Origin of the sequence: Rhizobium sp. RAF56 (assembly GCF_052113965.1) — a bacterium.
In the GTDB taxonomy this organism is placed as follows: domain Bacteria; phylum Pseudomonadota; class Alphaproteobacteria; order Rhizobiales; family Rhizobiaceae; genus Rhizobium.
The window spans coordinates 26,432-51,690 of sequence record NZ_JBFRDU010000010.1; the positions used below are offsets into that span (position 1 = coordinate 26,432).

The 25,259-nt window shown below is 61.8% G+C and carries 19 protein-coding genes and 1 pseudogene; 6 read left to right on the top strand and 14 right to left on the bottom strand.

Going from position 1 to position 25,259, the window contains the following annotated elements:
* Position 1: 1 nt before the first annotated feature.
* From AB4048_RS10405 to AB4048_RS10420, 4 genes and pseudogenes are all read right to left on the bottom strand, one after another.
* Positions 2 to 8,026, bottom strand: a complete 8,025-nt coding sequence (locus AB4048_RS10405; protein ID WP_442201877.1) for a hemagglutinin repeat-containing protein — start codon at positions 8,024 to 8,026, stop codon at positions 2 to 4.
* A gap of 84 nt (positions 8,027 to 8,110) precedes the next feature.
* Positions 8,111 to 8,694: pseudogene (locus tag AB4048_RS10410) on the bottom strand (hypothetical protein).
* A 20-nt stretch (positions 8,695 to 8,714) separates the two neighbouring features.
* On the bottom strand, positions 8,715 to 10,448 hold the full coding sequence (locus AB4048_RS10415; RefSeq protein WP_442201878.1) for a ShlB/FhaC/HecB family hemolysin secretion/activation protein: 1,734 nt from the start codon (positions 10,446 to 10,448) through the stop codon (positions 8,715 to 8,717).
* A gap of 8 nt (positions 10,449 to 10,456) precedes the next feature.
* On the bottom strand, positions 10,457 to 10,984 hold the full coding sequence (locus AB4048_RS10420; RefSeq protein ID WP_442202004.1) for an invasion associated locus B family protein: 528 nt from the start codon (positions 10,982 to 10,984) through the stop codon (positions 10,457 to 10,459).
* Positions 10,985 to 11,409: 425 nt separating this feature from the next.
* Here AB4048_RS10420 and atzF point away from each other — a divergent pair, with 425 nt between their 5' ends.
* Positions 11,410 to 13,152 (top strand): allophanate hydrolase, encoded by a 1,743-nt coding sequence (atzF, locus tag AB4048_RS10425; protein ID WP_442201879.1) that lies wholly within the window; start codon positions 11,410 to 11,412, stop codon positions 13,150 to 13,152.
* Here the strand turns inward: atzF and AB4048_RS10430 are convergent, their stop codons facing one another.
* From AB4048_RS10430 to AB4048_RS10465, 8 genes are all read right to left on the bottom strand, one after another.
* Entirely contained in the window at positions 13,153 to 13,803 is a 651-nt protein-coding gene (locus AB4048_RS10430; RefSeq protein ID WP_442201880.1) for a GntR family transcriptional regulator, read from the bottom strand.
* 31 nt (positions 13,804 to 13,834) lie between these two features.
* Positions 13,835 to 14,209, bottom strand: coding sequence for an oxalurate catabolism protein HpxZ (gene hpxZ / locus AB4048_RS10435; RefSeq protein ID WP_442201881.1), 375 nt, complete (start codon positions 14,207 to 14,209; stop codon positions 13,835 to 13,837).
* 111 nt (positions 14,210 to 14,320) lie between these two features.
* Positions 14,321 to 15,001 (bottom strand): cysteine hydrolase family protein, encoded by a 681-nt coding sequence (locus AB4048_RS10440; protein ID WP_442201882.1) that lies wholly within the window; start codon positions 14,999 to 15,001, stop codon positions 14,321 to 14,323.
* A 1-nt stretch (position 15,002) separates the two neighbouring features.
* The gene (locus AB4048_RS10445) at positions 15,003 to 16,532 is read right to left on the bottom strand and encodes an ABC transporter ATP-binding protein (protein WP_442201883.1); all 1,530 of its coding nucleotides are present in this window, start codon (positions 16,530 to 16,532) and stop codon (positions 15,003 to 15,005) included.
* The gene (gene biuH / locus AB4048_RS10450) at positions 16,529 to 17,263 is read right to left on the bottom strand and encodes a biuret amidohydrolase (protein WP_442201884.1); all 735 of its coding nucleotides are present in this window, start codon (positions 17,261 to 17,263) and stop codon (positions 16,529 to 16,531) included. The genes AB4048_RS10445 and biuH overlap by 4 nt, the downstream gene beginning before the upstream one ends.
* Positions 17,264 to 17,271: 8 nt before the next feature.
* Complete coding sequence (locus AB4048_RS10455) at positions 17,272 to 18,180, bottom strand: ABC transporter permease (RefSeq protein WP_442202005.1); 909 nt, start codon at positions 18,178 to 18,180, stop codon at positions 17,272 to 17,274.
* A gap of 11 nt (positions 18,181 to 18,191) precedes the next feature.
* Positions 18,192 to 19,238: an ABC transporter permease gene (locus AB4048_RS10460; protein WP_442202006.1), complete on the bottom strand. Its 1,047-nt coding sequence runs from the start codon at positions 19,236 to 19,238 to the stop codon at positions 18,192 to 18,194.
* A 127-nt stretch (positions 19,239 to 19,365) separates the two neighbouring features.
* On the bottom strand, positions 19,366 to 20,472 hold the full coding sequence (locus AB4048_RS10465) for a BMP family ABC transporter substrate-binding protein (protein ID WP_442201885.1): 1,107 nt from the start codon (positions 20,470 to 20,472) through the stop codon (positions 19,366 to 19,368).
* Positions 20,473 to 20,867: 395 nt separating this feature from the next.
* Here AB4048_RS10465 and AB4048_RS10470 point away from each other — a divergent pair, with 395 nt between their 5' ends.
* From AB4048_RS10470 to AB4048_RS10485, 4 genes are all read left to right on the top strand, one after another.
* Positions 20,868 to 21,149: a hypothetical protein gene (locus AB4048_RS10470; protein ID WP_442201886.1), complete on the top strand. Its 282-nt coding sequence runs from the start codon at positions 20,868 to 20,870 to the stop codon at positions 21,147 to 21,149.
* Between the two features lie 246 nt (positions 21,150 to 21,395).
* Complete coding sequence (locus AB4048_RS10475) at positions 21,396 to 21,587, top strand: CsbD family protein (RefSeq protein WP_442201887.1); 192 nt, start codon at positions 21,396 to 21,398, stop codon at positions 21,585 to 21,587.
* A gap of 35 nt (positions 21,588 to 21,622) precedes the next feature.
* Complete coding sequence (locus AB4048_RS10480) at positions 21,623 to 21,991, top strand: hypothetical protein (protein WP_442201888.1); 369 nt, start codon at positions 21,623 to 21,625, stop codon at positions 21,989 to 21,991.
* 228 nt (positions 21,992 to 22,219) lie between these two features.
* Positions 22,220 to 23,353: an extracellular catalytic domain type 1 short-chain-length polyhydroxyalkanoate depolymerase gene (locus AB4048_RS10485; RefSeq protein ID WP_442201889.1), complete on the top strand. Its 1,134-nt coding sequence runs from the start codon at positions 22,220 to 22,222 to the stop codon at positions 23,351 to 23,353.
* 82 nt (positions 23,354 to 23,435) lie between these two features.
* Here AB4048_RS10485 and AB4048_RS10490 read toward each other — a convergent pair whose 3' ends face one another.
* A complete protein-coding gene (locus AB4048_RS10490) occupies positions 23,436 to 24,437 on the bottom strand; it encodes an adenylate/guanylate cyclase domain-containing protein (RefSeq protein ID WP_442201890.1) in 1,002 nt (333 codons plus the stop codon).
* Between the two features lie 168 nt (positions 24,438 to 24,605).
* The gene (locus tag AB4048_RS10495; protein WP_442201891.1) at positions 24,606 to 24,938 is read right to left on the bottom strand and encodes a hypothetical protein; all 333 of its coding nucleotides are present in this window, start codon (positions 24,936 to 24,938) and stop codon (positions 24,606 to 24,608) included.
* 164 nt (positions 24,939 to 25,102) lie between these two features.
* Between AB4048_RS10495 and AB4048_RS10500 the strand changes: the two genes are divergently transcribed.
* Positions 25,103 to 25,234, top strand: coding sequence for a hypothetical protein (locus AB4048_RS10500; RefSeq protein ID WP_442201892.1), 132 nt, complete (start codon positions 25,103 to 25,105; stop codon positions 25,232 to 25,234).
* Positions 25,235 to 25,259 lie beyond the last annotated feature (25 nt).

The window sequence follows — 25,259 nt, forward strand, 5'->3', positions numbered from 1 at the left end:
TTCATGGCCTTGATGGTACCTGCGCGTTATAAACTGCCTTGTAGTCGAGATCGTATAATACCTTTCCTGTGCTCGGATTCATATAGAAATGCACTTGGAAATTTCCAGATGGACTTTGAAAAGCGCTAGTGGTGTACTTGCCATACTCTGGTGGGATCGCTTTATTTCCGAGGTATCCGGGCGGGATGATTTCGCTTGAGCCCGCGATAGCGTTTAACGTCAACTCCCCTGTGGAAGCAAACGGCGAGGCAGCCGACTCAAGCCTTAGCTGTTCGGCCAATTTGGCAGCGGCAGCTATATTTTCTGCTCCTGACGTCTGCTGTGCAATAGGCACTTGACCCGCAATTTTGCCTTCGCCCGCCGCTGCCTCTCCCTCAGTCGACCCACCCTTCGCGGCCGCGGATAGGCCGAGAACGCCGTATGCCATACCGGTTACGGTTTCGGAGACGTATTTGAGGGCTTGCCCGGTCGCGAAGCAGCCGGCCGATTGGCCGAGATCCTCGCAGTAGCCAACGCCCGCGGCGACATCCATTACGTGTTGCTCGAAGGTGCTGGCGTCGCCCGTCAGCCAACGCTCCTGAACCTGATAGGCAAGCAGGCGCTGCGCTTCGGCTTCATTGAGCCCAAGCTTCTGCAACTCCAGGACCTCGCGATAGGAAAATTGCGGGTTTTCGTTCAGGTCGCCCAGGAGATCGCGCACGCATTTCGTCGTGCGGCATGCGTCGAGCAGACGATCCTGATCGAAGTCCAGATCGATGTAGCGCTGGGAAACCGCGGCCTTGCAAGAGACCGGATCAGGTTCGCTGTCGCAGCCCTTCAACTCGCTTGAGAGATCCTCACGCTGCTTGTGTGTCAGGAAGTTGTGGTTGACGTTGTCGAGCGCGGTCGCAGCCCCTTGCGTTCCGCCGACTGCCACTCCCACGACTGCCGCCACCCATTGGGTGATGGCGCTCTTCTGAGTGTCGGTGAGGTTCGGATTGACCTTGAGTACGTCCTGCAGCACGCCGTTGGCGAATTCGCTGGCGCCACCGGCCAGCGCACCGGCCGCGATATTGCCGCCCGCCGCCTTGGCGACGATGGCGCCGACCGCCGCATGCAAGACGATCTTTTCCTTGCTGCCCTCCGCAAAGCCGAGCTTTTTGGAGAGCTCGCCGACGCCGATGTTCAGCAGTTCCGAGAGTGCTGCCGCGCTCTGCTGCTGCGCCTTCAGCCTGTCGATGTCGAACGGCTCAACGCTGGTGTTTGCTTTTGACAGATCGGTGTTGAGGCCGGAAAGATCCTGGCTCTGGTTGGTAAGCGTCAATTGCCCTGGGCTGAGTGTGGCGCGGGCGACACCGCCATCGTCCTGCTTCGCCGGCTGGCCGACGACCGGCACCGGAATGCCGATCGGGGTCAGCGAGAAGCCGTAGCTCGAGGTGGATGTCTTCGAGCTGTTGGCGATGTCGGAATAGGTGAGTGAATTGGCCGAGAGCTCGTTGTTCTCTGGATCGGCGGTCGAGGCGATGACGCCGCCTTTGAGCTCGACATCGCCGTCGGCGGTGACGTGATAGCCGCCCGTGCCCGCGACGATGCCCGACTGCTGGGTGACATTGGCATAGTCGCCCTTGATCCTGCCGAGCTGCGCGCCGCCGGAAACGGCGCCGCTGAAGAGATCGATGCCGAGAGAGGCGCCGAGCGTCTTCTCCTTATAGGCGGCCGTCGCCTGACGGCTGATGATGTTGAGATCGCCGCCGACATCGGCGATGACGCTATTCCCGGAGACGACGGCGCCGGCAAGCGTGGTGTCGCCGCCGGATATGAGCGTCGCCGCGTTGCCGGCATTGACGGTGGTCAAAACAGGCGCGGAAGAGGATGCCGCTATCTCGCTCTTCGAGTAGCTGAAGCCGGCCGAAAGCGAGGCGGAGGCAAGCGGTTGCGTGCCTTCGCCGATATTCTTCAAGGCGTCATAGGCCTTGTAGGCGGCGAGCGCCGCCGGTGCGATCGCATAGGCCTTGTTGTCGCCGCCAAGGCCGTTTGCGGCCGAGGCGATGTTCTGCCCCGCGCTGATCAGGCTGGACTGCACCGTCAGGCTGACGCCGGCGAAGAACTGTTTGTGCAGCTCCTCGTAGTTGCTCTTGTCCTCGGCCGAAAGCAGGTTGACGTCGTTGGCCGCAAGGATGTCGGCGTCGCGGCCGGCTGTAACCTTTGCGGCCTGCAGGTTGGCGTCTTGGCCGGCGTCGATGGTGACGTCGCGGCCGGCTGAAAGCGTCGAGGTGGCGTTGGTCGAAGTGCCTTGGCTGGTCTTGTCGGTGGCCGAGCCGAAGCCGATGCCGATCGAGGCAGAGCCGCTGCCGGACGACACCTGGATGCCGAAGCCGGAGCGCTTCTTCTGTTCCAAGGAGAACGCGCTTTCGGCACCCGGCGTGACGTTGACGTCGCGGGCGGCACTCAACAAAAGGTCCGCTCCGGCCGCGACCGAAGAGCCGAAGACGCTGACGTCGCCGGCGCGCGCCACAAGCGCTACGTCGCCGCCTGCGGCAAGGTTCGAGCCGACGGCGACGGTCGAGCCGTCGGCCGCGGTCTTCTCGTTCTTGCCCCAGATCGAGAAGAAGCCGTCGCCGGAGCCGGCAAACAGGCCGGATTTCTTCGACTGCTGGCTGAGGCTATGGTTTTCTTCCGCAGCCGCGACCGAGACGCTGTCGCCGACGACGGCGAGATTTGAGCCGGCGGCAAGATTGGAGCCGGAGACGGCCGCCTGCCCGCCCGCATTAAGCATCAGATCGCCGGTCGCCGTTAGCTCAGAGGCGACGGTGGTTTCGTCGTAGCGCTGGCCCGACGAACTCTTCTTCGAAAGGAAGCCGCTCTTCTTGCTGGCCTCGCTGGAGGCGGCCGTATTGGCGCCCGAGGCGACGACGATGTCGCCGCCGGCGGCGATCGACAGATCCGCCGGCCGCCCCGGACCGCCGGCATTAAGCGTCGAGGCCGAGACGACGGTATTGTTGCCCGAGATGACTGCGACGCCGGCGCCGCCCGAGACCGACGAGCCGACCGCCGTTTCCGTTTCGCTGTGTTTCGTCGTCTCGCGGCTGCCGCTGAACAGGCCGCCCTTCTTCTTGGTGTGAAAGTCGCTGGTCGTGGTGTCGACCGCCTCGGCGATGGTCACGTCGTTGCCGGCGGCAAGCCCGGCGACACCGCCCGCCGAAAGGTCTGAGCCGACGACGGCGATGTCATGACCGGCCTCGACCGTCAGGTTGCCGCCGGCGGCGATCGACGCGCCCTGATTATGGGTCTCGGCGGACGAACTCGTCGTGCGGCCTTGCCGATAGGCGCTGTCCGTCCGGCTTTCGACGGCGGTGACGTTCACGTCACCCTTGGAGGCGAGCGCCACGTCGCCGCCAGCCGAAACCTTCGAGCCGGCTATGAGAACGCCGCTATTGCCGTTGATCGTCGTATCGCCGCCGGAGCTAAGGCTGGAGCCGTGCTCGGTCGTGGTAACGGTGGTGGTCGTTCTGTTGGCGGACCGGTCGGTGGTCTCGACCGTGGCGATGTTGACCGAGCCCCCCGTGGAGGCGACGGCGAGATTGCCGCCGGCCGAAACCGTCGCCGCCTTCAGCGTCAGGTCGCTGCCCGCGCTGAGCGTGACGTTGCCGCCGGCGGTCGCCGAGGCCGCGGCTCCGAGCACCTGCCTGCTTGAGAGCGAACCGGAAAGATCGAGCGATTGCGTTTCCAGCGTCAGCGCGCCCGCCGAGGCGAGCGTCAGGTCGCCGCCCGCCTTGAAGCGCCCGCCCTTGGCCATGATCGAAGAGCCGGAGACGGCGAGATTGCCCTTGGCCGCAATCGTGCCGGAATTGCTGACCGCGCCGCCGGCGATCGAGACCGAGTTGCCTGATATCAGCGCGCCCGACGGCGTCAGCGCGGCCATCTCGGTGCTCGGGAGATAGACCGTCGGCGCCAGCACTACGATGCCGTCGACCATCTGCTTCTGATACAAGACGAGCGGCGCCGTCAGCGCGGCGGCCGCCTGTGGCGACAGCACGTCGCCGAAGGTGAGACCGTGGCTCTGGGCATAGGCGATGCCGTTGTCGTAGAGCGCCTTGACCTCGTCGATCGCGTTGCCGCCGAGGCCCTGGCCGGTGCGCATGCGCAGTTGCTGGTCGATGAACTGGTTCTCGAAATAGGCGTCGCCAAGGAAGGGATATGCTCTATCCGGCTGGTAGCCGAGGCGGCTGATGAAATAGCTGGAGCCATAGAACTTGCCGACGTCGAGGAATTCGGCGCGGGTTTCATAGAGGAAGACCTGGCCGGGGATCGTGCCGCCGAAGCCGCCCGATTGCGGCTTTGGCATGGAGGCGGCAAGCGCCGCGGTCAGCGTCGAAGCGGCTGCCGGGTCGCTACCTGCGGCGATGCTGCCGACGGCGGCGTTCAGCGAAAACAGCGCCGCGCCTGCCGTCATGCCGGTAAGCGTGGCGGTCGGGTCAGTGACTGCGCTGGGGGCTGCGACGGCTATGTTGCCGGCGACGGAGCCGGCTCCAGATGTGTTGTTGACGGCGCTGAAGCCTAGGATATTAAGAGCGCCGCCGGCATTGATCCTGGCCCCGACCGCGCCGATCGTCTCGATGCTTGTGATGTTTTTGCCGGGCTGGAGGTCTTTCGAGGGATCGCGCTTGCCATTGGGATTTGGCGCGGTTAGCTGTCGAGAGTGACAGCGGCCAGAGCCATTGGGGCTGTTGCCGGAACATTCCAGTTCGGATGTCACGTAGACATAATCGCAGGAGCTACTACCGTCAGGGCTACCGCCTGAGCAATCAAGCCTCCATTCGCCAACGATGTTCGGATAATATTCGCAAGGCTCGTCTGAATCGCAACTAACCCATGTTCTGCGTTGAAGCTGCATACCTTGGTTTGCGAGCACGCCTGAGCCTAAAATGGTTAGCGAATTTCCAGCTTCGATAGCGCTGTGGCTGTTGGTGAGACCGCGGGTATCGATCATCAAATTGCCGCCAGCACGGATAAGGGCCGGTGCGTTTGCTCCACCCACGCTCTGGTCGTCCGCGATGTTGCGGTAGACGGGACGACTTGACGTGATAGGTTGGCCGTCATAGTCGCGCGTGAGGATATCGTACTCAGAGAGAGGGCTGCTGGAGGTCAATACCTGCGAAACGGCAGGCGTCGTTAGCGCCTCGTTGAGCAAATAGCCCGTCGTAATCGACATGTCGTTGCCGGATTGGATCAAGCCGGCGTGGTTGATAAGTGCGCCGTTGCGCTGACCCGCAGCTCCGCCGGCAACAGTGAGATCATGGCCCGCGATGATCGCGCCCTGGTCATTGGTGAGTGTGCCGGGGACGTAGAAGCGAGCATCATGCCCAGCGTAGATCAGGCCCGACGGGCTGTTGTAGAGATCGCTGCCGATATTGAACGTCAGGTCGTTGCCTGCAGCGAGCTGGCCGTAGTTGGCGAGGCTGGCGAGCGTCAGGTCGAGATCGTCGCCGGCGAGCAGCTTGGTTGCGTTATTGGTGGCCAGCGCCGAGGCTGAAATCAACAGGTCGCCGGTGCCGCCGGAAGCGGTGGTCGTGTTGATCCTGGCATTGGATACATCCGCCGTCCCAGTCAGCGAAAGATCGAGCCCCCCGAAGGTCAGGTTGCTGTTGGAGAGGTTGGCGTTTTGGGCGTTGATCTTCAGGGTGCCGGCGGTGCTGAGCCCGCTGCGGCCGTTGCTGAGGTCGATGTTCTGCAGAGCAAGGGCGATGTCGCCTCCTGCGCGCGTTGCCTTGTCTAGGCTGATCGCGCCGCCGTCGGACGCCAGCGCGAGATCAGCACCGCTTTGAGCAGCGTTGTAGGCAATGTTCTGGACGGCATGAACGCGCATGTCGCCGGCGCTGAGCAGGTTGTCGGCGGTGACCGAGCCCTGTGTTGCATTAATCGCGATTGCGCCGTTGCCGGCAAGCATCAGGTTGCCGGCACCGGCGTCCGTCGCGTCGAAATCGACGCCCGAGATCAACTCGCCGACATTTACGTTTGCTGCCGTTAAAGCGACGTCGGACGCGGCCCTCGATTGGCCGCTAAGGGCGATGTCGCCGCCCGCCTGAAGCGAGAGCGCCTTGTGGCTGACGGCGTTTGCCGAAATACCCTCAGCCGCGGTCGCGCGAAGGTCGCCTGCCGACAGCAGCGTCCCGACCTCGATGTCGGCGGATGTTGCCTCAAGATGAAGGTTCCCTGCGCTTCCCAGTAGGATTTCGCCCGAAGCGGATGCCTCTGTCCCGGCGAAATCTACCCCCGACACCATGGCGCCGGCATTGATGTGACCGCCGGCCACGGAAAGATCGGAGGCGGCCTGTGCCATGCCGTCGATGTCGATATTGGCCGTCAGCGAAACGGTGCGGTGCCCGGTGATCGCCTGCGCCCGGATGTTGGCCGCGACGGCGTCGATATCGCCAGCGGCCAAAAACGTGCCGACCTCGATGTCCTTCGACGCCGCCGCAAGATGAAGATCACCGGCCTGGCCAAGAAGGATCTTGCCGGATGCGGATGCCGCCGTGGCCTTGAAATCGACACCGGCGACGATGGCGCCGGCTTTGGTTGCGCCGGTAATGGAAATGCCGGACGCGCCGAGGATCTGGCCGCTCGCCTCCATGTCGCCGGAGAGCGCGATGCTGCCGTTGCCGAAGATGTTTTGCGCCTTGATCCGTCCGGCCCTAACGTCGATGTTGCCGCTGATCAGCGATGCCGCGTTGATCGAGCCGCTGACGGCCGATAGGGTCAGGTTGCGACCGGCGCTGGCGTCCCCATTGAGGCGGATATCGCCGCCAGTGCTTGCGAGATGCGTGTCGAGGCCGGCTTTCAGGGTACCGCCTGATATGTCACCCTCAGCCGTCAGCTCAAGGCTGCCGAGGCTTTCTGCCCCGCCGGCAAGCGAGATCAGGCCCGCTCCGCCGGAAAGAAGAACGTCGCCGTCGGCCGCCACGGATTGCAGCGTGATGCCATCGGCGGCGCGAACAGCCACTCGCGCCTTGGATGCGATCTTCGCAGCCTCGACCCGCCCGCCGGAATTCACGGCTACGCCCTGCGTGCCCGAGACATTGCCGAGCGAGATCTTGCCATCCGCGGAAAGGGACAATTCGCCGGCATTGGCGGCCATGTCGGCGCGCATGCGTACGCCGGCGCCCCTGTCGGTGACAACCATCTTGATCCGGTCGGCCTGCATGGCGCCGAGTGCCGTGCCGTCGATTGCGTATTCCGGCGTTCCGGAAGTCGCGGTCAGCGCCGTCGCCTGGCCTGTGGCATAATCGAATTTGTTGCGCCCGGCGGTTAGATGCAGATCCTTGCCAAAGACCGGACCGTTGACGGTAATCGTGCGCGACACCACGTCGAACAGGTCGACGGCGCCATCGCCGGCCGCGAAATTGCCGCCACCGGCACCGAAAGTCACGTCGCCGCCGTCGACGGTAAACCCATTCAAGCGGCCGTCGCCGCCAATATCGGGCACGCCGGTGGTAAGCGTCGCATGCGGCGTGTTGATAAAGCCGCAGCCGTCGCAGGTTATGCCGTTCGGGTTGGCGACGATGACGTCGGCGCGGCCACCGAATACTTCCGTCAGGCCGTTCAACGCGCTGCGGCCGCCGCCGGTGACTTCATTGAGAATGACGCCTGCCGGGCCGGAGCCGTTGAGATTGGGATTGCCTGGGGTTACGCCGCCGAGCTTGGAGGTGCCGACCTCGCCGTTGTAGTTGTTGAGGATCAGGCCGGGCGTGCCGACATTGAAGTTGCCGTACTTGTTGTGGGACAATCCTTGAGCATTCGGCGTGACGATATCGATCAGCGGAACGCCATTTGGGGCGGCGCCGACGCCCGGCTGGTTGGCAACAGGCGCTGCGATGTCGGGCGTGACCTGCTGCGCTTGGACGAGTGCAGGCTGCAGCGTCAGCGTCAGTGCAAGCGTGGCAGCGATCAATCGCCGTGCAGAGGTTATGACGCCGGAGACGAGACCGACTGTACCATCCTGCCCGCTAACGGTTGTGCCGCCAGCCGCGCGTTTGCCTACTCGTTCCATCGCTGTCTTGCCTTCCTACGTCTTACATCAGGATCGGTACATTCGGGTGAGCGGTGGAGCGGCATGCTCCGTCACTCGCTTGGCCTATTTCTTGGTCAACCAGCTTTTGACATCGCGGGTGAAGGTGTCCGTCAGCCGTTTGACGAGCACATCCTTCGGGCCAGCCGCTGCTACCGCATTGACGGCCATGGCGATAAAGATGCCGTAGCCTTCGCCGTGCATTGCCATGTCTTCACCGCGGATACCGGAGGCTTCTGCGATCAACTGGCCGGTTTTGGCGTCCTCGAGCCGCACCGTCCCACCGATGGAACTGCCATGGCCTAGGAGAATGCGGCCACCCTTGGAGCTGACGTCGACGACATGTAGCGTTACGACCAGGCGGCCGCGCGTGGGACCACCGGGCAGGCCGATCAGTTGCGTTTCCATCGTGCCTTTCAACATCGAAACGACCGCCGGTAACAACGGATCGGCTTTGCCCTGGTTGAAGGGGTAACCATGGTGATATCGGGTGCCGTCTCGATCCGTATTTCGCGGACTGATGTACGCTGGAGAGCAGCGACGAGGCGGGGATCGGCGGTCATGCAGGATGCGAGTATCGTCAATGGCACGACGAGCGCCAGCAAACGCGAGGAGACTGCGGTAAACCGCTGCAAAGGTTCAACAAACATCTGTTCAAATCTCATCTAAATCACCAATGCATGGACGTGCTGACGTAAAAGAGCCCGGCCGTGTTGCTGCCGGCGCTTCCGGCCAGAACGTCGGAATAGCCAAGATCGAGATTGAGGCGTCCTCCGACCAGGCGGCCGCCTGCGGTCCAACCGGCGAGATCGCCCCCGGCAATATCGAAGCGGGACTGTCCGTAGACGTGGCCGTAGTCCAGTCCGACATAGGGACGAAGTTCCCCGAGCAGCCCGCTCGCCTCGGCGTTGCCGTCCCAGGGCTTGAGGCGTAGTGCAAGCTCATTGCGCACGAAGACGCCGTTGTTGCCGTAGAGAGCGCCTTGGCGCATACCACGCACGTTGCTCGGGCCGCCGAGCGAGATCTGCTCGGCACCGAAGAGGTTGTCGGGCGAATACTGAGCGTTTGCCGTCGTGGTGAATTCCAAGGACTGGCCAGCCAGCGCGAAGGGCTCGGTGACGCTGAGGGTGGCGCTGTATTTCGAGAAGCGGGGATTGGCGTCGCCGGCACCGGGATCGCCGGCATGGACGGCATCGAAGAGGTCGAGCCCATGATCGACGGCGGCATCGAAGGCCCAGACGCCGCCGAGCAAGCGCCGTGAGTGCGATAGCCCAAGGGTGCCGACGCTGTAGCGGCGGCTGCCGACCTCGATGCGATTGCCGAGTAGGAAGTTGTCGGTCTGCTTGTAGGTGAGTTTCGTCCGCAGCGTGGTAATAGAAGCCTGATCCCGGAAGACGACGCGATCGACGCCGAAACCGGCCTGTCCCGAATTCCCCGATGTGTCGATCGGCCTGAATTTGCCGGCGATGCTGCTTCGATAGGTGTACCACGAGCCGGTCGCCGATACCGTCCAGTATCCATGGGGCACGCTGGTATTGAACGAATAGCTGTTGCTGCTGCCGTGACCATCCCCACCCCAGGGGTAGTCGGGACCGCTACGCTGATAAGACAGGCCGAGCTGGTCGTTGATCCCGAGCGCATCATCTAGGCCAAGTTGCAGCGAGGTTTCGGCGTAGCCGGTGCTCTCTTGCCCGAGATTGTCGTGCGCAAGCGCCATGTGCCAGCGTTTCCCAGGGTTGTTCTCGACGTTGAGAATGGTGGTGCCGTCCTTCGGGCCGGGCAGCATCGAGGTCTTGGCATTATTCGACGACAGGCGGTTGATCTGATCGAGCCCCTGTTCGACGTCCCGGATATTGGCGACACTGTCTTTCACGCCCGGAAATGCCGCGGCGACGGCACCCCCGGCGCGCGGTTTCTTGCCGTTGACGTAGATGTCGGAGATCGTGCCTTCCACCATGACAAGGCGCAGCAGCCCGGTGCCCTTGATGTCCTGTTGCGGCACATAGGCGCGCGAGGTCACGTAACCGCGATCGAGATAAAGATGCGTCAGATCGCGCAGCGCAGTGTTGATATCGGCAAGTCCGATGCAGCGATCGCGATAACGATCGGTGATCTTAGCGATGTCGGCAGGCGACACCCGCGTCGCCCCCTCGACGCCAACGCGAGCAATGTGAAAGCAGATGCCTGCATCGGTCGCTCCGGCTGGGGCCGCCGCGGGCGCGGCATCCGGCGTTCCCCCCGGAGTGATCCGCTTGAGGTTATCCAGGCGGCGGCTCTGCGATTGCTGACTTTGACGGCGCGAGAACTCGTCCGCCGGCGACTGCGCCTGGCCATGGGCCGGCAGAGCTATAGCCGAAGACAACATTGCGCCGACCACAGAGATCCAAACCGCTTTCGCCACCATGGTCGGGCTCACTGCCTGAAAGCGCTGTTCTTGAGTTCATCCAGCGCCGGCCCAAGCCCTTTGGTCGAGAAGCGGATGCTGACGGGCTTCTCGTCCATCAGCAGCACTTGCGCTTCGGCCGTCGCGACCTTGCGAAGGGCGCTCATTGCCTTGGGGTCGAAGGCGTGCTGCGCCCAGCAGCCCATCTGATTGCAATTGCGGTAGTCGAGTTTGAGAATGGATCTGCCGTTCGCGCTGATCGAAACACCGGCGGGAAGATAGACGTTGAGAGGCAGGAGAACGGTCAGCGTCAGCGATCCCTTTTGGCCTTTCGGATCACTATCGCCGACAGCCGGTCGAGCAATCGCCAGCGAGAGCACGTTGACGCTCTTGCCATCCTTCGGCACTTGCGCGACCTGCGCCACTTCGCATTCTCCGGCGCCTGTCGGCCCACTGCACCGATAGTACCAGTCGTCGAATTTCCGGGAGGATATCTTCGAAGCCGATGAGGCGGCATCGGCTTGCGCTGCGCGCGCTGCGGATTGTATGCCTGCCACAGAGAACAGACAGCTTGCGGCAATCAATGCGCCCAACGCAACCCGAGCGGACAACATGAATAAAATACATCCAATGAGTTTTTTTAATAGCAATGCAGCCATATGATTCGCTCACTATTTAACAACCTGTCCGGCTATCGCGTAAAATAGTTCCGCAAAGAATGCAATCGCGCAGGTTGCATTTAAGTCCATTCTAAAATCGGCTTGCTGCTTGCGCTCTGAATGGGCGCGACAAAAATAGCGTTGTGCTCAACCCTCGGCACACGTTGCATCCTAGAAAAGACAGAGAGCGGCCGATGGCCGCTCTCTTCGGTTTGATGTAGGCAATACATCCCTCCCCCGCGCAGTACCGCGTCAGATCGCAGCAACTGCTCAAAAATTAATCAATTTCAAATTTGATTATTTTTTAGTGTATCTTCGGCCGAATGTATGCAGAATCCGCGAAGGTGAACGCTTGTGAGGCAGTTGAAATGGACCTTCGTGAAAAGATTTCAGCCAGTCTCGAAAGACTGAAAGCATGCTCCGACGATGCCATATTCTTGAGCATCAAACCCAGGGAGACGCTCGAGGCGGAGGCTGCGCGGTTGCAGCTTGCAGGGCCAGACGGACGGCCGCTCTATGGCATGCTCTTTGCCGTCAAAGATAATATCGATGTTGCGGGCCTGCCCACCACTGCCGCCTGCCCGGCCTTCTCGTATAGTCCCGAGCGCTCGGCTTTCGTCGTGGAGAGGCTGGAGGCCGCGGGCGCCATCGTTGTCGGCAAGACCAATCTGGATCAGTTCGCAACGGGGCTGGTGGGTGTCCGCTCGCCGTATGGCGTGCCCCGCAACGCACTGCGGGCCGATCTTGTGCCCGGAGGGTCGAGTTCCGGCTCGGCCGTTGCCGTCGCCGCGGGGATCGTGGATTTCTCACTCGGGACCGATACTGCAGGCTCTGGTCGGATCCCGGCGGGGATGAACGGCATCGTCGGCCTCAAGCCGTCGCTCGGTCTGCTGTCGTCGAGCGGCATGCTGCCGGCGTGCAGAACGCTGGACACGATCTCGCTGTTTGCACGCGACGTGGAACTTGCGGCACGAGCGACGGCGGTCGCCGCTGCCTATGACGCCGACGACGCCTATTCGCGAAAGCTGCCGGCGCTAAGCCTGGGCCATATGTCCCCCGGTGTCCGTATCGGCGTGCCGCTTGTCCGGCAACGGCTCTTCTTTGGCGACGCCGCCGCCGAAGCGGCCTATGCCGCCGATCTCGACATGATGCGCTCACTCGGTGCCGAGATCGTCGAAATTGATTTCGAGATTTTCCATACCGTGGCGCGATTGCTCTACGAGGGACCGTGGGTCGCCGAACGCTTTGCCGCGACCAGATCGCTTTTGGAAACACGCCCCGAGGCGATGCTGGCCGTGACCCGCTCCATCATCGAGCCCGGCGCAAGGATCGGCGCGGTGGCGACCTTCGAGGCCTTCTACAAGCTCGCGGATCTCAGGCGTCAGGCCGAACCGATCCTGGCGGCAGTCGACTGCCTTGCCGTTCCGACCATCCCACGCTTCTATACGATCGACGATCTTCGCGCCGAGCCGGTGAAATACAATTCCAACCTCGGCAGCTACACTAATTTCGTCAACCTGCTTGATCTATGCGCCATTTCAGTACCGGCAGGCATCCGCTCGGACGGCCTTCCGTCCAGCCTGACCTTTATTGCCCCAGCCGGCCGGGACGGTTTCGTGGCAAGTATTGCCGCCTCGGTCGAGAAGAAAGAAGTGGCCCGTTCGAACAGGCCTCCGCCTGAATACATAGAGCTTGCGGTCGTGGGCGCACATCTGAGCGGCCTGCCGCTCAACCGGGAACTGACCGAACTTGGCGCGGTCTTCATTCGTGAGGTCGAAACCGCGCCGGACTACAAGCTCTTTGCGCTGAGCGGAACGGTGCCGCCGAAGCCCGGCCTTTTGCGCGCTGAGAAGGGCGGCGGCAGCGCGATCAAGGCCGAAATCTGGGCATTGGAGCCGGCCGCCTTCGGAAAATTCGTTGCGACGATTCCCTCGCCGCTCGGCATCGGCACGCTGCAATTCTCGGATGGAACGCAGGCAAAGGGGTTTCTGGTCGAGGCAGTGGCTGCCAAGGATGCAAGGGACATCAGCGAATTTGGAGGCTGGAGAGCCTACCTTTCCGGCTGATCAACCGCTGGCGAACTCGTTCCAGGCATCCTCGACCAATGAAATGTGAGCGCGCATGAATTCCGCGGCTTCGCTGCGGCCTCCGCGCAAGATCGCCTCTACAACCTGTCCGTGTTCGGCATGCGACCGCGCCAGTCGCCCCAGGGTCGAAAATTGGGCACGGCGAAAAGGTTGCAGTCGTTGGCGCGTCTGGCGGGTAACATCCTCAAGGTAGCTGTTGTGCGAACCTTGATAGATCGCGTTGTGAAACATTTCGTTGAGGCGAATATAGGCCAGCCGGTCGCCGCCGGAGACGACGCCGGACATCCGCGCATGCAGGTCTTCCAGGGCGTGACGCTCGGCAGCGCTCATGCGCTCCGCACAGAGTTCGGCGCAGAGCGCCTCCAGATGGGCCATCAACTCGAACATGCCGGTTAACGCCTGCGTGTCAGGCTTGGCGACGATGGTGCGGCTATGCGGCTTTTGCTGCACCAGACCGCTGGCCGCAAGTTGCTTCAGCGCCTCGCGGATGGGCGTGCGTGAAACGGAGAACTCGGTTGCGAGCTGCGATTCGTCAAGTACCGATCCGGGCTTCAGTCCGCCGCCTATGATGCGGTCGGCAAGCTGTCGCCTGATTTCCTCCGCCGATGTATGCGGTAACTTCTTGAGCACTGGCCCGTCCGTCAAATTGCCGACCCGAGGGTTAGCCATCCATCATGCTTACATGTGCGGCGGCGATCTTCCACCCGGTTCTCGTCCTCACCCAGACTTGCGTCTGGCGGCCGATCTTTCCCGGCGTATCTTCGCGGACGAAGAGCGTTTGCACCGTTGCGTGGTCCGTGCCGTAGCTGGTGATGATCGTGCGGTCAAGCGCGCGGTCGAACGGTGCCTGGGTCGCGCGGAAGGCAAGCACTTCGTCGTAACCGTGCTGCACGTCGTTGACGCCGTAACGCACGGTGTCCGGACGGTCGAGGAACATGGCGGCGAGCGTTTTATTGTCATTGCGCAACAGGGCCTGCTCGTAGGCAAAGAATATCGCTTCGACTTCGGCGCGCGTGGCGGGATCGTTGATAACCATTAGCCGGCCTTCCGGGCGAAGGCCGCTGCAACGCCGGTATCCTGCGGTATACGCCAGAGGCCGTTGTGCATGCCGTCGTTTTCCACAACGCGTCTTGCCCGGCGGCTTTGCTCAGGCATGGGACACTTGCTTTTCGGCCGCCATTTCGAGGGCGGCGAGCGGCGCCACCCAGCCGACGATCCCGCCCTGGGCGACGATCATCTCGATGGCGGATGCCTTGAATTCGGGGAAGTAGCTTTCCGTCGCATCCTCGACCAGAAGACACTCGAAGCCGCGATCATTGGCCTCCCGCATCGAGGTCTGGACGCAGACTTCGGTGGTCACGCCCGCAAAGACCAGATGGGTGATGCCGCGCTCAGCTAACATCGCTTCCAGCCCGGTGGCCCAGAACATACCCTTGCCAGGCTTGTCGATCACGATCTCGCCGGCAAGGGGAGCGAGTCTGTCTACGATCTGGTTGCCCGGTTCGCCACGCACAAGCAAGCGGCCCATGGGTCCTTCGTCGCCGATCTTGAGAGAAGGATTGCCGCGTCGGATTTTCGAGGGCGGACAGTCGGAAAGATCCGGCTTGTGCGCCTCGCGCGTATGGACAATCGGCCATCCCTGCTTACGAAAAAGGGCAATCAAGCCGGCCACGACCGGGATGATCGCTTCGAGCCGGCCGACGTCGTTGCCGAGGCTGTCGCCAAAGCCGCCCTTCTCGATGAAATCGCGCTGCATGTCGATGACCACCAGCGCCGTATGCGCCGGGTCGAGCAAGTAGGGATGGGGTCGCGCGTCTACCGAAATCATTTCAGTGTCCCGCCATATGCTGGCCGATCGTGTTGCGGTCCGTCTCTTCGATTGGAGAAACGTAGGAGATCGTCCCGCCCGACATGACCGCGACCCGATCGGCGAGTTCGAGGATCTCGTCGAGATCCTCCGAAACCAGAAGAACGGCGGCGCCCCGATTGCGCGCCTCCATGATCTGCGAACGAATATCGGCGACCGAGGCGAAATCTAGCCCGAAGCAGGGGTTGGCAACGATCAGCACGTCGACGTCGCTGGAGAGTTCGCGCGCTAGGATCGCCCGCTGGACATTGCCGCCCGAAAGCGTCTCGATCGCGGCTTCCGGCGACGTGGTCTTGACGTTGTAGCGGGCGATCAGCTCCTGCGCCTTCCTCTTCATCGGGCCTGGCCTCATCCACCAGCGCAGACTGGAAATCGGCGGCTTGTCGAACGTCCGAAAAGCAATGTTTTCGGATACGCTCATGCGCGGCACTGCAGCGTTCTTCAGCGGCTCTTCGGGCAGGCCGAACACCTTGAAGCGGTAGAAATTGCCGCGCGTCGGCTGGAATTCCTCGCCCCTGATGCGGATCTCGCCGTCGGAAAGCGGCCGCTGACCCGAAAGCGCCTCCACCAACGCCGACTGTCCGTTGCCCGATACGCCGGCGATACCGACGATCTCGCCGCCTCGTACCTTGAGGTTGACGCCATGGATGGCAGGCAGGCCGGTCTCGTCCTCCGCCAGCAGACCTGCGAGCTCAAGCACGTCGGTGCGTTCCTTCATCGGCACACGCTTTGCGCGCGCACGCACTTCGGTGTCGCCGATCATCATCCGGCTCATCTCCTCGACGCTCGCGGTCCTGGCATCGCCTTCGCCGGTCAGTCGCCCGCGCCGCAGCACCGAGAAGTGGTCGCAGAACGTCTTCACCTCGCGGAATTTGTGGCTGATCATCAACACGGTGATCTCGCCGCGCTCCGTCATGCCGCGCAATAGCCCGAGCATCTCGTCGGCCTCGCCGGGCGTCAGCACCGACGTCGGTTCATCCAGGATCATGAAGCGCTGGTCGAGGTAGAGCAGCTTCAGGATTTCGAGCTTCTGCTTCTCCCCCGCCGAAAGCTGCGAAACCTGCGTGTCGAGCGGCACCCGAAACGGCATCGTCTCCATGAAGGCGCCGAGCGCTTTTCGCTCTTTCGCCCAGTCGATGACCGCGGGAACGTCGGCACGCGAGATCACCAGATTTTCGGCGGCGGTGAGGCATGGGACGAGCGTGAAATGCTGGTAAACCATGCCGATACCGTAGGCCAAAGCGTCCTTGGGCGAGTGGATGGTCACCGGCTGGCCGTCGAGCACGACTTCGCCGCGTGTCGCCGAATAAAAGCCCATGATGCATTTCACCAGGGTAGACTTGCCCGCGCCGTTTTCGCCGAGCAATGCGTGGAACGAACCCGCCTCGACTTTGATCGAGACGTCGCCAAGAGCGGTGAAATGCCCGAACGTCTTGGTCATGCCGCGCGTTTCGAGCGAGCGCGCGCGTCGGGCTTGGGACGTGTCGCTCATAATCTGGCCCCCGGTAGCGCCGCGATGAAATCCGCCGAGTTGGAAACGGCGCCGAATACGCCCCCCTGCATCTTGATCATGTCGACGGCGGCGAGATGGTTCTCGACCTTCGTGGCAGCACAGCAATCCTCGAGCAGGAGGCATTCGTAGCCGCGATCGTTGGCATCGCGCATCGTGGTATGCACGCAGACATCGGTCGTGACCCCGGTGAAAACGATGTTGCGGATCTTCTTCATCGACAGAACGAGTTCGAAATCGGTCGCGAGGAATGTGCCCTTGCCCGGCTTGTCGATGATGGCTTCGCCCTCTTCCGGTTGCAATTCGGGGATGATTTCCCAGCCGGGCTCGCCCCGGACCAGAATGCGCCCGCACGGTCCCTGGTCGCCGATCCCCGCGCCGATGCGTTGCGAGCGCCAGCGTTTGTTGGCGGGCAGGTCGGAGAGATCCGGCTTATGACCCTCGCGCGTGTGGATGATGAAATAGCCCTTGGAGCGCATCGCCTTGAGCAGAGCCTGAATCGGCCCGATCGGCGCGCGCGTCAAGGAGATGTCGTAACCCATGGAATCGACGTAGCCACCGGGCGCACAGAAGTCCGTCTGCATGTCGATGACCACGAGCGCCGTATTGTGCGGCCCCCAGTCGCCGTCGAAGGGCCACGGATACGGGTCCGCGGCCAGGGTTGTTCCGCCCTTTACCATCGCCGCTTCGATACGTTCGTCCAATGTGGTCATTGCGGGCCTCATTTATTGACGGAAAGCTCGCCGGGAACCTCGCGGGCGGCCGACTTGGACTGCGCCGAGGCAATCATGATGAAGAGCGTGAGGATGTAGGGGGCGGCATTGAAGAAGTAGTAGCCCTGACTGATGCCGACCGACTGCAATGCCGGGCCGAGTGCGCCAGCCGCACCGAAAAGGAGTGCCGCAATCAGGCAGCGCAGCGGTCCCCAGCGGGCGAAGATCACCAATGCGACCGCCATCAGACCCTGCCCGGAGGACAGGCCCTGGTTCCACGAGCCGGGATAATAGAGCGACAGGAACGCGCCGCCGACGCCGGCCATGAAGCCGCCGATGGAGGTCGCGATGAAGCGGACGAGATCGACCGAAACACCCATCGCCTTGGCGGCCGGGGCGCTGTCGCCGGTCATGCGCACGATCAGGCCCCATTTGGTGTTCTTCAAGCCCCACCAGAGAAAAACGCCGAGCGCAATGCCGAGAAAAAACAGCGGATTGACTTCAAGCGCTTGCGCGAGCCGCGGATCTCCCGTCCAGCCGCCAAGCGGGATGGCTTCGAGACGCGGAGCGGTGGGCTGGATGTATGGCTTGCCGAAGAAGAAGGCCAATCCGGTGCCGAAGCTCATGATGGCGATGCCGATCGCCATGTCGTTGACCTTGGGCAATTTGCAGATGTAGCCGTGGATGGCGCCGAGGAAGAGGCCCGCGAAACCGGCGAACAGCACGCCCAGCCAGGCAATCCCCGTCTCGTAGGAGCCGGCGTAGGCGACCATGGCGCCAAGCACGAGCGAGCCTTCGAGACCGAGATTTATTCGCCCCGACTTCTCTGTCAGGCACTCCCCCAGCGCCACGAACATGAAGGGCGTCGAGACGCGGATCGCGCCGCCGAGCATCGCGATCAATGCGGTGGTGAGCATGTCGTCGCCGGTCACTTCGCGTCTCCCTTCGGCTGAAAGAATGGAATACGGCCATAGAACGTATCCGAGGTAAGCAGCACGACGAAGATCAGCCCCTGGAGAACCAGGATCGTCGCGTCCGGAAGGCCCATGCGCCGCTGAACGACACCACCGGCGGCCGCCAGCGCGCCAAAAAGCACGGCCACCGGGATGACGGCGAGCGGCACCTGCCGCGCGAGGAAAGCGACGAGAATGCCCGTGAAGCCGTAGCCGGCGACGAGCGAGGCATTGGCCTGGCCGTGAATGGCCGCGACCTCGAAGAAGCCGGCGAGACCCGCGCATGCACCTGCGATCGCACAGCAGGACACGAGCAGAATACCGACCGGCAGCCCTTGAGCCTTTGCAGCACGCGGGTTGCCTCCGGTCATGCGCGCGGCAAAGCCGAAAGTGGTGCGCGTCATGAGGAGATGGAGGAGGACGGCGAGAACAATGCCCGCCGCCAAGCCCCAATGCACATCCGTGCCGGGTATGGCGCCGACCCGATAGGCATCGCCGATGGGCATGGTCGAAGGCTTGTTTGCCGAGGCAGGATCGCGCAGCACTCCTTCAACGAAGAAATTCATGATGGCGATGGCGATGTATGACAGGAGCAGCGAAGCAATCGTCTCGTTGACGCCACGGTAGTGTCGGAGCCAGCCCGTCAGTCCGATCCAGAAGCCACCCGCCGCCATGCCGGCGAGCGCCATGATCGGCAGCGTGAGGAAGGGCGGGATGCCGGACTTTACAAGCGGGATCGCTATCGCCGCCGCGCTGAAGCCGCCGAGCACCAACGCGCCCTCGCCCCCGATCATCGTCAGCCCGATCCGGGCGGGGATTGCAAAGGCGAGCCCGGTCAGGACCAACGGAGCGGCGCGCTGCAGCGAGTTCTGGAAAGAGAAGGACGATCCAAAGCCGCCGGTCCAGATCAGCGAATAGAACGTGATCGGCGACTTGCCGAGCGCCAGCAGGAAGACGGAGAACAGCAGCGCCGAAACCAGAAGCGCTGCGACCGGGATGCAGAGCGCTTCGGCAAATTTCATCGTCGCGAGCGATGGCACCTTCACGATCGTCCTTGGCGCGATGGCTTCCAGGCCCATCGTCTTGCTCCTTCATTCAATAAAAGAAGAGCCAGGCGCGCCAGCCGCGCGCCCGTCAGGCCGCCTGAGGTCAGGTGATCGAGCCTTCGACGCCTTCGAGAAGCCAGTTCATGCCATCGAGATACGGATCGTAGTTGCCGTACTCCTTGTCGACCACGACCTTGCCGGTATTGTCCTTGAGCGTGCCCGTGTAGATCGGAGTGCCTTTCCTCAGCGCCTCGATCGCGGCATCGGCGGCCTTGGTGGCCTCTGGGGTCGCTCCGGCACCGTAGGGAGTGTTGCGGAGCATATCCTTGTCGTAGCCGCCGACGAGGAAGTTCGGCAGTTCCTTGCCGGCCGCGATATCGGCAGCATAGGACTTGTAGATGGTCTCCCATTTGTACTCCGCCCCGGTGATGAATCCCTTGGGCGCAAGCGAAGCCTGAGAAGCATTGTGACCGCATGTCTTGACGCCACGGCCTTCCGCCGTCTCGATCACCACCTTCGGGCTATCGACGTGGCAGGTAATGACCTCGCAGCCTGAATCCACGAGAGCGTTGGTGGATTCAGCCTCGCGTACGGGGAGCGACCACTCGCCGGTGAAAATAACGTGAACGGTTGCCGCGGGATTGACGCTGCGCGCGCCCAGCAACACCGAATTGATGTTGGACAAAACCGAGGGGATGGGCTTTGCGGCGACGAAGCCGATTTTCCCTGTCTTCGAAGACAGGCCGGCGGCCACGCCATTCACATAGTGCGCCTGGTTCAGGTAGGGGAAGTAGGAACCGGCATTCTTGGGATCCGTATCCTTGTTCCACAGCGGCGCGGCATGGCGAACCTGGGTGTCGGGATACTTCTTGGCAATGTCGAGCACGAACGGCTTGTAGTAGCCAAAGGAAGTGGCAAGGATCAGGTTTGCGCCGTCGATATTGATCATCGACTCCATCGATTTGGAGACCGCGTCGGTCTCCGGCACATTCTCTTCCTCTACGACCGTGACCCCCGGCACCCCCTTCAGCGCCTGCGCGGCGACGGCATGGGCCTGGTTCCAACCGAAGTCATCGCGCGGGCCGACATAGACGATGCCGACCGTGACGGCGGCTTGGGCGCGCGCGAAGGAAAACGGCAAGGCGGAAGCGGCAAAACTCGCAGCGCCGGCCTTGATCAAGGAGCGGCGGGAAAGTTCGAACGTCGACATAGGAGGCTCCCTCTAAAACGGCGCAGCATGCGCCCCGAGGGAGAAACGCAAATTGTATGCCAGACAGAGAATAGATCTTAATTTATTGAAATATAAAAGGAAATTTGACGCCGTTATTCCGGCGGCATTTACGCCGAATGCGGAATAATGGCCATAATTCGTGCATCAGCTATAAATAGCTTATTTTTTAGGCTCAAACCTATCTAATGTATACAATCATGTGGGCGATTGCCCAAAGCGCTCGGTTCCGCAGCCATTTGGCCGACTACACGACGGTTGGGCAGCCTTCAGATCAACCGCGGTCGCCTGCTTCGTCGAAAAGGCATTGCCAAAATCCTTTTGTGCGTCGCAATATATGACGGTTCTGTAAATTACGCAGTTCGGAGACAAGCTCGATGAGAGTTGGCATCTACAAGTCCGATGACGCGCCGAACCTGACACTGCTGCTGAAAGAAGGGTTTCCCCTTCCGATGTCCGTCGCCAGGGAAAAATGGCGGCAAGTCAAGGTTGTCACCTCCGGAGAGGTTCGCGCCGATCTACTGACCGAGGTAAAAGGCAACGGATACTTCGTTGTCCAGATGAGTGCCGGCTCCATGACGCCAATCGGAATGCATCGCGGCCCAAGGGTATTCGCCGCATCGGTACGGACTTCTCTCCGTCTTCTGTTGCGCCGGTGAGCCGGATCGCGTCATAGCCGACCGATCCAGCGAGCTTGATAGAAATTCAACTGACTCTACGCCATCATACAACGGGGCCAAACGACCTCGCTGGCCGCTTCTGCGCGATTTTCAGCCAGATTGTTCGCGTCAGCCCACGGCTTTGCCCACGGCGTTTTCCCTATGGCTTTGTATGCGGACGCTCGGAACAAACCGTCTCGGACATAGTTGACCTTGCAGGACGCTAAAGTCCCTAAGGAGAAAAACATGGGTAGTACTGCAGACAAAATTTCCGGCAAGGCAAACGAACTCGCAGGCCAGGCACGCCAAGGTGTCGGCAAGGCCGTCGGCAACAAGGAAATGCAGGCGAAGGGAATGGCTCAGGAAGCCAAGGGCGACGCCCAGCAGGCAAAGGGTGAAGCCAAGGAAGCGGTCAAGAAGGTAGTAGACAAGGCCTGACCATTTCCCGGCGCATTTTGAAGCCTGTCGCAGAGATGCGGCAGGCTTTTCTGCGACTGGATCACAGTTCGGAAACCGGCTTCCAATTCGTCGTGGCGACAGTCCAGCTGCGCATTCCCCATTGCCAATCTTCGCCCACGCCCTATTTCGGCTATATGGAACAACAAGTTACAAAAGTCAGATCCCTGACGGGAACCGCAAAGCTGGACGCCACGACGGCAGCCGCTTATGAGATTATCGACAAGCGCGTTCGTGACCGCGACTTGAAGACCGCCAAGCTGAGAGCGCAGCGCCTCGAACGGGAGGCGCGAGAAGCGGCAGCAAAAGCGGCCGAGCAGCGGCGCGCAAAGCCGCGCCGCGAGCCGGCGAACTCGACCAAGAGCAAGCCACGGACATCGTCCTAGCCTCGATTGCACGGCAGATAGCCAACGGTCTCCTCCTGGTGATCGCGGAGGAGATCGGAGGCCTTGCTGTCGATCGGCATAGAGCATGCCGACGTGAACCAGGAGCTCGACGGATGGCTTCTCGACGCGGCATCGTTTCTATTTGTGCAGCGCAGCAACCTTTCTCTCTCCGCGACGTTTAGCTTTTTCGTCAGGACCATCCCGGCCCCGGCAGTCAGAGGGAAGCTCATGAGAAATCTGTCCGATACGGTCAAGAGATTGGCCGCGTTTCGCGACGCAAGCCGCCACGGCGGCCATTCGACGCCAGACCGATTGCACACGCTCACTCCATCGACCGCCAATCCGGGCAATCTTGTTGCCAGAGCCTATACGCCACCCGATCTTGAGAAGGGTGCCGCCTTGGTGGTCGTTCTTCACGGATGCACGCAAACGGCGGCGGGATACGATCATGGCTCGGGCTGGTCGCAGCTCGCGGATGAATACGGCTTTGCGCTGCTCTTTCCGGAGCAGCAGCGCTCGAACAATCCCAATCTCTGCTTCAACTGGTTCACGCCGGAAGACAGTCGGCGCGATGGCGGTGAGGCGGCTTCGATCCGCCAGATGATCGACATGATGATCGACAGGCATGGCATCGACACGCGGCGTATCTTTATCACCGGTCTCTCCGCCGGCGGGGCCATGACGTCCGTCATGCTGGCGACCTATCCCGAGGTGTTTTCAGGCGGAGCGATCATCGCCGGGCTTCCTTATGGAACGACGTCGACCATGCCCGAGGCCTTCGATCGCATGCGCGGACAGGGTATGCCGCCGATCCACGAACTCGGGCAGAAGGTGCTCGGCGCATCCTCCCACAAGGGACCATGGCCGACGATCTCCGTTTGGCACGGCACCCAGGATCATACCGTCACACCATCCAACGCGCGCGCAATCCTCGGGCAGTGGCGCGAGGTTCACAAGCTTGCTCGCTCACCGACGCGATCGGAAGTCTCGGACGGATTCCCACGGCAGGTCTGGTGCGACAAGGATGGCCGGGAGGTAATCGATTTCATCAGTATTGACGGGATGGGCCACGGGACGCCGCTGGCTACCACGGGAGTTGATGCCTGTGGGGCCGCAGGGCCTTTCATGCTGGATGTCGGAATCTCCTCCACACGCCACATCGCGCGGTCCTGGGGATTGACCGCGTCGTTCGAAAGGCGGACGTCACCCACGGCAGAAATCGTTGTGTCGCCCGCTTCGGAAACTCGCCCGGCGGCGGGAAAAGCCGATACCGTACTGCCAAACCTTGAGGAGACCCCGGCCTCCAATGCGATCTTAAAGACCATCGAGGATGCATTGCGGTCGGCGGGCCTGATGCGTTGACAACAGGGACGAAGCGGGTCGCCGGCATGTCGCGACCCGCCTTCCCATGCTGCCATTGGTCATAAACCTGCCGCGCTTGCCCTTAGGATTCTCTCAGGTCCCGGACCAGAATTTCCGCAAGACTGACAAATCTCCCGTTCGGATACCGTTCGATATAGGCATTCACCATGGACTCGTTTTCACTGTCTCGAACGCTTTCCCAGAAAGCCACCTCAACATCCGCTTCGTCGTTGGGGGCCTTGCCTTCCATCCGCGCTCTGGCCAAGTCCGCGAAGGTGCCTTCGGGAAACCTCTCCAGATAGAGCCGATATTCCTCCGGATCGTCCTTCGCCTGCACTGATTCCCAAAATGCGATCTCCGCAGGATCTTCAGTGCCTGGTGTCGGTGCGGGATCGGAGACCACCGCGCTCTCTCCTGCGTCATCGACCTCCGCAGAAACGGCACCGGCGGTGAAGGCCTGCCCTGCGTCACGATCGAAAAGCGCCTTGAAAACACGAACCGGCCGGCCAATGTTCTTGACGCTGTGCTCGCCAAGATCCTCGAAGTTGGCATCGACGCGATCACGAAGATGGTCGCGCACGCCTCGTGTCACACAGATTCCTCCGGCTTCGGCCAGCCCCTCCAGACGCGCCGCGATGTTGACGCCGTCGCCAAAGATGTCGCCATCCTTGACCATCACGTCGCCAACATTGATGCCAATACGAAACTCCATTCGCTCATCATCAGGGACATCGGCGTTGGCGTGATGGAGCGCTTGCTGAATGCCAACGGCACAGTTGAAAGCGTGGACAACGCTTGTGAATTCAGCCAGCACGCTATCACCGGCGGTGCCAAAGATCTGTCCGCTGGCGCTCTCTATCAATGCGTCGATGATCGCCCGATGCGCAGTTAGGGTCGCGAGTGTGCGCTCCTCATTTGCATGCATCAGCCGTGCATAGCCCTCGACATCGGCGGCCATTATCGCTGCTAGTTTGCGTTCCAGAGGAGGTGCTTCCATTGGGTGGCTGATCCTGGGTTTCGATGTCATGCCAATGCCATAGTGGCTCGTTGAAAAACTCTCGCGCGTTTCGACATCCGTCGTCAAAAGAGATGCTTCGATCGTCGCTCACAAGGAACGCCAGCGAAGCCATACCGTTCCAGGAACGGCAGCATCCCCCCGATTTGATGTTCCAAGTCCTGCGCGGCGCTGAAAAACTGCTCGCCGCCCCGACCATCGGTGCACGCGCGAGCGAGCACGGCCTGTCTGAGAGGTTCAATCGTGGAAGTGCCTAGCCACTACTTTCGCTATCACGGCGAGCGCGGCAGCCGAGGGCACATCCGGTCCATCGGGGGATTGCTCGGCATCTATCGTTCGGAAAATCGCACCACGGAGATCCGCTGATTGGAACCATAGCTCAGGAACGCCGTTGATTGGCACCAACAGCAAAGGAAGACACGCCGTGACAATATCAAAAAGACAGCTTGATATTAGAACGACCCCAATAAAGGCCGGAAAAACAAGTTGGGTGCTGTGTTCTGGCCTCTTGTTGATCGTGGTGGCGGTCGCGGTTTGGCTTTTGCTTCCAAATGCAAGCGACGCCGCCAAGGCACCAAGCTCCGAGAGTTCGCTTCTCGCGACCGCACCGACCCCCGATCATTTAAAGCCGCTCAACGCCGATGGCGCACCCCGCTCGGATTGAAGCGATCGGCCTCAATTGCCCGACTGAGTTTCGTCGTTTGTCTGCAGCGGAGTCATGGAAGGGCCCCTGCTTGACGACGCAATTCCGCGACACCGCGCATGGCTTCATGTGGGTTGTCGCAACGATCTTCATCGCGGGTTGGACGCCGCACACCGCGGCCACCTGCTTCGAAGAGAAACTCGCCTCCCCCAGCGGAACTTAACGCCACAGGGCGAGTTCTAAACTCA